The organism is Salipiger sp. HF18 (genome assembly GCF_011806505.1).
GTDB classification, from domain to species: domain Bacteria; phylum Pseudomonadota; class Alphaproteobacteria; order Rhodobacterales; family Rhodobacteraceae; genus Salipiger; species Salipiger thiooxidans.
Map to the genome: position 1 here is coordinate 1 of NZ_JAATOS010000220.1, position 6559 is coordinate 6559.

At 68.1% G+C, this 6559-nt stretch carries 4 protein-coding genes and 2 pseudogenes; 5 read left to right on the forward strand and 1 reads right to left on the reverse strand.

Annotation, left to right across the window (positions count from 1 at the left end):
• Nucleotides 1-184 (reverse strand): phosphonate C-P lyase system protein PhnG (locus tag HC022_RS16415; RefSeq protein WP_167453146.1); only part of this gene is annotated, 184 nt, incomplete at its 3' end.
• A gap of 138 nt (nt 185-322) precedes the next feature.
• On the opposite strand from HC022_RS16415, the gene phnF reads away from it, so the two are divergent.
• The 5 genes and pseudogenes from phnF to HC022_RS16440 all read left to right on the forward strand — a co-directional run.
• Nucleotides 323-1039, forward strand: coding sequence for a phosphonate metabolism transcriptional regulator PhnF (phnF, locus tag HC022_RS16420; protein WP_167453147.1), 717 nt, complete (start codon nt 323-325; stop codon nt 1037-1039).
• Nucleotides 1040-1179: 140 nt separating this feature from the next.
• Nucleotides 1180-2361 (forward strand): alpha-D-ribose 1-methylphosphonate 5-triphosphate diphosphatase, encoded by a 1182-nt coding sequence (locus HC022_RS16425; RefSeq protein WP_167453148.1) that lies wholly within the window; start codon nt 1180-1182, stop codon nt 2359-2361.
• 479 nt (nt 2362-2840) lie between these two features.
• A pseudogene (gene adh / locus HC022_RS16430) lies at nt 2841-4357 on the forward strand (aldehyde dehydrogenase).
• 232 nt (nt 4358-4589) lie between these two features.
• On the forward strand, nt 4590-5507 hold the full coding sequence (locus tag HC022_RS16435; protein ID WP_167453149.1) for a restriction endonuclease: 918 nt from the start codon (nt 4590-4592) through the stop codon (nt 5505-5507).
• A 59-nt stretch (nt 5508-5566) separates the two neighbouring features.
• Nucleotides 5567-6559 (forward strand): annotated as a pseudogene (locus tag HC022_RS16440) (4Fe-4S binding protein); the annotation flags it as partial.

The following is a 6559-nucleotide window of genomic DNA, read 5'->3' on the forward strand; positions in this document are numbered from 1 at the left end:
GCGCGCCGGTGCCGCCGGTGCGGCCGCGCACCATCACGCCCCCGGTCTCGGGCGCCCGCAGCCATTCGAAGCCCGGCGCCGCCCCCAGAGGGTCGAACACCCCTGCGAGCCGCGCCGCGGGCGCCCGGGCCAGCAGCCCCATCCAGCCCCTGCGGGCCTCCGTTCCGATTTCTGTCACGCTCATCTGGACAACCTTGCCGACTTGTCTAGAGTTCTATACAACTAGACAAATCATAGAGGTGAGTCGGCTTTCGACGCAAGCCCGCATACGTGAAATTTCGGTGACAGGGCCCGGCAGCGGCCCCGACAGAAGAGTCAGGACATGGCCCGCAGTCCGATCTGGAAATCCATCGCCGAAGAGCTCGAGGGCGAAATCGGCCGCGGGCTCTACCGCGCCGGAGACAAGCTCCCGACCGAGGCGGAGCTCTCGTCGCGCTTCGGCGTGAACCGGCACACCGCGCGCCGGGCGCTCGCGGACATGGCCGAGCGCGGGCTGGTGCACGCCCGGCGCGGCGCCGGGGTCTTCGTGCAGGCGGCCCCCTTCGACTACCCGATCGGCGGGCGGGGGCGGGTCTCGCAGAACATCCGCGCCTCGGGCCGGCTGCCCGAGAAGCGGGTGCTGCGGGTCGAGACCCGCCCCGCCGACACCCCCGAGGCCGAGGCGCTCGCCCTTCCCGCGGGCGCGCCGGTCATCGTCTACGAGGGGTTGTCGTTGGCCGAGGGAGTCGCCATCGCGCATTTCGTCAGCTGCTTTCCCGCCGAGCGCATGCCCGGCCGGCCGGAGCCCCGGAGGGGGGGGCCGCCGGCCCCCGAGGCGCGGCGGCTGACGGGCGTCGCCGACTACCCCCGCCCCCACCCCCGCCTCACCGCCGAGGCCGCCACGCCCACGCAGGCGCTGCACCTCGCCACCCGCGAGGGCGCGCCGCTCCTGCGCAGCGAGGGCGTCAACATCGACCCCGAGGGCGTGCCGGTGGAATACGGACTGACATGGTTCGCCGGGGACCGGGTGGCGCTCACCTTCTCCGCCGATGAGAGCTGACGGGGCGTGTCCGGGTCTGGCGAGGTCTGCTGAGGCCCGCGAATAAAACCCAAGGTTGTGAATTGCTGTGTCCTCCACGTCACGCGGGTGACACGTTGCCTCGCTAGAACCTGTGGAAAACCTCCGAGCGGGTCACCAGAATGACGGCACTCCTTCCCCCCCTGCGCCTTGTGGGCGCCACCCTTCTACGCGAGGGCGAGCTGCAGAAGCGGTCGCTGGTGATCGAGGGCGGGCTCATTACGAAGGGCCCGCTGCCCGAGGTTGACATGTCAGGCTACCTGATCCTGCCCGGCATCATAGACCTGCACGGCGACGCCTTCGAGCGCCACATCGCCCCGCGCCCCTCGGCCCCCTTTCCGATCGAGGCGGGGCTGCGCTCGACCGACCGCGAGGCCGCCTCCCACGGCATCACCACCGCGTGGCTCGCGCAATGCTGGAGCTGGGAGGGCGGCATGCGCGGCCCCGACTTCGCCGAGGCGGTGATGGCGGCGATGGAGACCTACCGCCCGCGCGCGCTGACCGACCTGCGCGTCCAGATCCGCTGCGAGACCCACATGCCCGAGACCCGCGAGCGCCTGATCGCGGCGGTGAAGCGCTACGGCATCGACTACGTGGTCTTCAACAACCACCTGCCCGAGACGCTCGAGGCGGCCGAGACTGCGCCCCACAAGGTCACGCAATGGGCCGAGCGCGGCGGCCGGTCGCCGGTCGACTTCCTTGCCGTACTGCAGGCGGCGCGCGCCCGCGCCCGCGATGTGCCGCGCCACCTCTGCGCCCTGGCCGAGGCCTTCGACGCGCTCGAGATCCGCTACGGCAGCCATGATGACCCCGACGGCGAGACGCGGGAATACTACCGCATCATCGGCGCCCGCATCGCCGAGTTCCCGACCACCGCCGCCGCCGCCAAGCTTGCCAAGGCCTGCAACGACCCGGTGCTGATGGGCGCCCCCAACGTCGTGCGCGGCGGCTCGCAGTCGGGCAATGTCTCGGCGCTGCACCTCGTGTCGCGCGGGCTCTGCGACGCGCTGGTGTCGGACTACCACTATCCCTGCCTCGCGCAGGCGGCCTGGGTGCTGGTCGACCGCGGCATCCGCGACCTCCCGCGCGCCTGGGAGCTGATCTCGAAGGCCCCCGCCGAGATCATGGGCCTGGCCGACCGGGGCACGCTCGACCGCGGCAAGCGCGCCGATTTCGTCGTGGTCAACGAGACCACGCGCGAGATCGAGGCGACGGTCTGCGGCGGCCGGCTGTCCTATCTCGCGGGCGAGGCCGGCGCACGCCTGGTGGGCGCCATGACCGGCCCGCGGCTGGCGGCCGAGTAGCCGTCGCGCGCCCGTCGCGACATCCTCCGGGACCGCCCGAACACACCGCCTCCCGGTCCCGTCAGTCGCCGTGACGGCGCGAGTACCCCCTCCCGGCGACCACAAGGATGCCCGAACAGCGCTTCCCCCCTCACGGCGACCCGCAAAGAGGCCCGAACGGCGCTTCCCTGCACAGCAGGCTTGAAGTGGCACAGCAGGCCCGAAGCGGCCCGAGGGCACCGCTTCGACTTCCCGGCACCTGCCTCATACCGGCCCGAGCGCGACGCTTTCGACTCCCGAAGGCCAAGCCCGAAGACACCGCTTGCCCCTCCCTTCGGCCCCCAAGGCGGCCCGCATGTGCCGCTTCCCCCTCCGACCTGTCTCAGTTGCGAGACAGTTCCGCGCCGTCCGCGACCTTGGTCGGGATGACGCCTGCCGCCGGACTTGCCAGTCTTCAGGTCAACCCGGGTGGAGGACCCGGTGCGCACAGGAGGATTACCATGAACGTCATGACCGAAACGCAGGGCAAGTACGCCTCGCCCTTCAAGGCCCGCTACGACAACTTCATCGGCGGCGAGTTCGTCGCCCCGGTGAATGGCCGCTACTTCGACAACATCACGCCGATTACCGGCGCCAAGGTCTGCGAGGTCGCCCGCTCCGACGCCGCCGACGTCGAGAAGGCGCTCGACGCCGCCCATGCCGCCCGCGAGAGCTGGGGCCGCACCTCGGCCGCCGAGCGCAGCAACATCCTGCTCAAGATCGCCGACCGCCTCGAGGAGAACCTCGAGACCCTCGCCCAGGCCGAGACCTGGGACAACGGCAAGCCGATCCGCGAGACCACCGCCGCCGACATCCCGCTCTCGGTCGACCACTTCCGCTACTTCGCAGGCGTCCTGCGGAGCCAGGAAGGCAACATGTCCGAGATCGACCACGACACCGTGGCCTATTCCACGAGCCGCTGGGCGTCGTCGGCCAGATCATCCCGTGGAACTTCTCGATCCTGATGGCCGCGTGGAAGCTGGCGCCCGCGCTTGCCGCCGGCAACTGCATCGTGCTCAAGCCCGCCGAGCAGACCCCGGCCGCGATCATGGTGCTGGCCGAGCTCATCGCCGACCTGCTGCCCGCCGGTGTGCTGAACATCGTCAACGGCATGGGCGCCGAAGTCGGTGCGCCGCTGGCCAGCAGCCCGCGCATCGCCAAGATCGCCTTCACCGGCTCCACCGCCACCGGCCGCAAGATCATGCAGGCCGCGACCGAGAACCTGATCCCGGTCACGCTCGAACTGGGCGGCAAGTCGCCGAACATCTTCTTCTCGGACGTGATGGCCGAGGATGACGCCTTCCTCGACAAGGCGGTCGAGGGCTTCGTGCTCTTCGCCTTCAACCAGGGCGAGGTCTGCACCTGCCCGAGCCGCGCACTGGTGCAGGAAGACATCTACGACGCCTTCATCGAGAAGTGCATCCAGCGCGTGAAGGCCATCAAGCAGGGCGACCCGCGCGACATGGAAACCATGGTCGGCGCGCAGGCCAGCGCCGAGCAGCAGGACAAGATCATGTCCTACTTCACCATCGGCCGCGAAGAGGGCGCCGAGGTTCTGGTGGGTGGCGATGCGGCTAGCTTTGACGGCGATCTGTCGAACGGCTTCTACATCCAGCCGACGATCCTGAAGGGCCACAACAAGATGCGGGTCTTCCAGGAAGAGATCTTCGGCCCGGTTGTCTCGGTTACCACCTTCAAGGACGAGGCCGAGGCGCTCGCCATCGCCAACGACACCATGTACGGCCTCGGCGCCGGTGTCTGGACCCGCGATGCCAACCGCTGCTACCGCTTCGGGCGCGCGGTCGAAGCTGGCCGCGTCTGGGTGAACAACTACCACGCCTACCCGGCCCACGCGGCCTTTGGCGGCTACAAGCAGTCGGGCATCGGGCGTGAGAATCACAAGATGATGCTGGACCACTACCAGCAGACCAAGAACATCCTGATGAGCTACAACCCCAACAAGCTGGGCTTCTTCTAAGGCTCCTCCCGTCCCGGGCGTCCCCCCTTGCCAATCATGGACGCCCGGGGCGCACGCCCCGTGCCGGTGCGGCCCCTCCGCGCTGCGCCGGCACACCCCCAAGCGGTGCCTTACCCTTCCCCTCCCAAGGCACCGCTTACCCCTCTCCCTTTCCCTCCGACCTAGGTCCGTCAAGTCTCTGGAGTCAGCGCCGCTCTCCAGCTAAGCACCTAAGAGCTGAGGAGAAACGCGGATGATACCAAACTACCAGACGCTGATGAGGCCGGTCCTAGAAGCTGCCCTCGAGGGAGAGCGCAAGATTTCGGATGTCGTCGAGGAACTGGCAGTCTCCTTCGGCCTCACAGATGAAGAGCGCGCCGAGCTTCTCCCGAGCGGCACGCAGACCACCATCGCCAACCGGGTCCATTGGGCGCGCTCATACCTCAAGCAGGCCGGACTGGTACGTAACCCCCGTCGCTCCTGGTACGAACTCACCGATTTGGGACGATCTGTCGCGAGCGATCCAACGGCCTGTGTCGATACGGCCTACCTGCAACAGTTCGAGCAGTTCCGCGCCTTTCAGACCCGGTCCAAGACGAACGTGAAGGACACTGCAGAGCAAGACGATGCAGGCAATGATCAGACTACGCCGGATGAAAGCATCCAGCTTGCTTACAAACGCCTGAACGAAACCTTGGCCGCGAACCTCTTGGATCAGGTCAGGGCTGCGTCGCCCGCGTTTTTCGAGATCCTGCTCATCGAGTTACTGATACGCATGGGTTACGGAGGCTCGTCGGAGAACGCGGGCCGCGCACTGGGCCGCAGCGGCGACAATGGTATAGATGGCGTCATCGACCAAGATCCACTTGGGGTTGACCAGATCTATATCCAAGCTAAGCGATACGCTGAAACGAACACCGTCGGCGCCGGCGACATCCGCGACTTCTTTGGCGCACTCAATATCCGGCGCGCGACAAAGGGCATCTTCTTTACCACCTCGTCCTTCTCGCCATCTGCCCGTGACACCGCACTTGCGCTCGGCACACGTATCATCCTGATCGATGGCCCTCAGCTGGCTCGCCTGATGATCCGCTACAACGTCGGATGCAGGGATCGCGACGTGCTCCACATCAAGCAAATAGACGAAGCATACTTCGACGAAGGAGCCTGAGTCGTCCTCCGACCTAGGTCGCATCGGCAGCCGTCCGGCCGCTTGCTAGGGTTCCGCCCATGCGCTTTCTGGTTCTCGCCCTTGCCCTGAGTCTCGCCGCCCTCCTGCCCGCCCGGGCCGGGGCGGAGGCGCTCGACCGCGAGGCGATGGAGGGCTTCGTCTACGCCCCCTACGCGCTCGGCGAGCAGGTCAACGAGAAAGGCCTGTGGGAGCTGCGGAATTCCGGCGGAGGGCTCGCCGGCTACGCCTTCGAGACCGAGCTGATGGCGCCCCTGCCCGGCTTCTCCGGCGCCCCGATCAACGTCTTCGTCATGCTCGATCTCGACGGCCAGTTCCTCGACGTCCGGCTGATCTCGCACAACGAGCCGATCTTCGTCTCGGGGCTGGGTGAGGCGCCGCTGCGGGGGTTCCTCGAGCAATATGCCGGGCATTCGATCTCCGAGACCATGGTTGTCGGCAACGCCTATGGCCATGGCTCCGGCGGCTCGGCGCTGGTCTATCTCGACGGCGTCACCAAGGCGACCGCGAGCGTGCGCATCGCGCATGAGAGCATCATGGCCGCGACCCGCGAGGTGGCGCGCGAGAAGATGCAGGGCGTCTCCTCCGGCCCGCCCGCCTTCCCCGACTCCGCCGTCGACGAGCCGCTCGACTGGCAGGCTCTGGTCGATCAGGGCATCGCCACCCACGCGGTGGTGAGCAACGCCGAGATCGACGCGCAGTTCGCCGGCACCATCTGGGCCCATGACGATCCCGAAGCCGAGGACGAGCCCGACGCGCCCTATCTCGACCTCTGGATCGTCGACCTCGGCCCCCCCAGCATCGCCCGCGCGGCGCTGAGCCCCGATACGCAGGCCGAGCTGCAGCGCTTTCTCGCGATCTCGCCCGATGAAGAGCCGATCCTGCTGGTCGAGACCGGGCGCCACGGGCTGGTCTCACCGGACTTCGTGCGCAACACCGCGCCCGACCGGCTTTCGGCGGAACAGGACGGGCTGCCCATCGCCCTGCGCGACGCCGACCTGCTGGTCGAGACCGCACCCGGCGTGCCCGAGGGA

What these genes read in the sequence shown, in the direction of transcription:
- HC022_RS16425 (WP_167453148.1), top strand. Translation starts at nt 1,180, where the DNA reads ATGACGGCACTCCTTCCCCCCCTGCGCCTTGTGGGCGCCACCCTTCTA.
- phnF (WP_167453147.1), top strand. Translation starts at nt 323, where the DNA reads ATGGCCCGCAGTCCGATCTGGAAATCCATCGCCGAAGAGCTCGAGGGC.
- HC022_RS16435 (WP_167453149.1), top strand. Translation starts at nt 4,590, where the DNA reads ATGATACCAAACTACCAGACGCTGATGAGGCCGGTCCTAGAAGCTGCC.